Origin of the sequence: Sphingomonas sp. NPDC019816 (assembly GCF_050274375.1) — a bacterium.
In the GTDB taxonomy this organism is placed as follows: domain Bacteria; phylum Pseudomonadota; class Alphaproteobacteria; order Sphingomonadales; family Sphingomonadaceae; genus Sphingomonas.
This window is the reverse complement of sequence record NZ_JBNNOB010000275.1, coordinates 1-1244: the sequence shown is the minus strand read 5'-3', so window position 1 is coordinate 1244 and position 1244 is coordinate 1. Positions and strand designations below refer to the sequence as shown.

2 protein-coding genes are annotated in these 1244 nt (G+C 64.4%); both read left to right on the top strand.

The window, feature by feature from the left end; all coding sequences use genetic code 11:
- Positions 1 to 112: 112 nt before the first annotated feature.
- A complete protein-coding gene (gene ilvN, locus ACQKJZ_RS19385; protein WP_076709953.1) occupies positions 113 to 628 on the top strand; it encodes an acetolactate synthase small subunit in 516 nt (171 codons plus the stop codon).
- A 125-nt stretch (positions 629 to 753) separates the two neighbouring features.
- Positions 754 to 1244: NAD(P)-dependent oxidoreductase (locus tag ACQKJZ_RS19380; RefSeq protein ID WP_427733341.1), on the top strand; the 491-nt coding region annotated here is incomplete at its 3' end.

Genomic DNA, 1244 nt, shown 5'->3' with positions numbered 1-1244 from the left:
GGGGTTAGGGGAGGGCTTTCCCTTCCCTCGCCTTCCCTCCCCCGGCCCCTCCCGCCTGCGGGAGGGGAGAGGATATACGGCCCGTCATCGCGGGTGCGCAGAAAGAAGACCGATGCACATCAAGACCGAACAGGTGGAACGCCACACGCTGGCGGTGATCGTCGACAACGAACCGGGCATCCTCGCCCGGATCGCGGGTCTGTTCACCGCGCGCGGCTATAATATCGAAAGCCTGACCGTGTCGGAGATCACCGCCGACAAGGCGGTCAGCCGCATCACCATTGTCACCAGCGCCTCGCCGCCGGTGATGGAACAGATCATTGCCCAGCTCGACCGGCTGGTCCCCGTCCACAAGGTCACCGACCTGACCGTGCTGGGCGACCATGTCGAGCGCGAGCTGGCGCTGGTGAAGGTGTCGGGCACTGGCGACCGCCGGATCGAGGCGCTGCGACTGGCCGAAGTGTACCGCGCCCGCGTGGTCGACGCGACGATCTCCAGCTTCGTGTTCGAGGTCACCGGGGGCATCGCCAAGATCGACAAGTTCGTCGAGCTGATGGGCGAAGTCGGGCTGGTCGAGGTCGCCCGCACCGGCATCGCCGCCATCTCGCGCGGCGCCGAAGCGGCGTAAAGATTACACCACAACCATCGTCACCCCAGCGAAGGCTGGGGTCTTCTCGGCGGGGCACCGGCCCCTCACCGCAGCAGATGCCAGCCTGCGCTGGCATGACGGAGCATTTGAAAGGGAAGAAGCCAATGCGTGTGTATTATGATCGCGACGCCGATCTGAACCTGATCTCCGAGAAGAACATCGCCATCCTGGGTTACGGCTCGCAGGGTCATGCCCATGCGCAGAACCTGCGCGATTCGGGCGTCAAGAATGTCGCGATCGCGCTGCGCCCCGGTTCGGCCTCGGCCGCCAAGGCGGAAGGCGCCGGGTTTAAGGTGATGTCGAACAAGGAAGCGGCCGGCTGGGCCGACATCCTGATGATCCTGGCCCCCGACGAGCATCAGGCCGCGATCTATGACGCCGACCTGAAGGGCAATATGAAGCCCGGCGCCGCGCTCGCCTTCGCGCACGGCCTGAACGTGCATTTCGGCCTGATCGAGCCGCCCGCCGACATCGACGTCATCATGATCGCGCCGAAGGGCCCCGGCCACACCGTGCGCAGCGAATATGTGCGCGGAAAAAAAAAAAAAAGAAAAAAGAAGAAAGCGCAAAAGCGCCCCGTGGCGGGAAAAAGGGT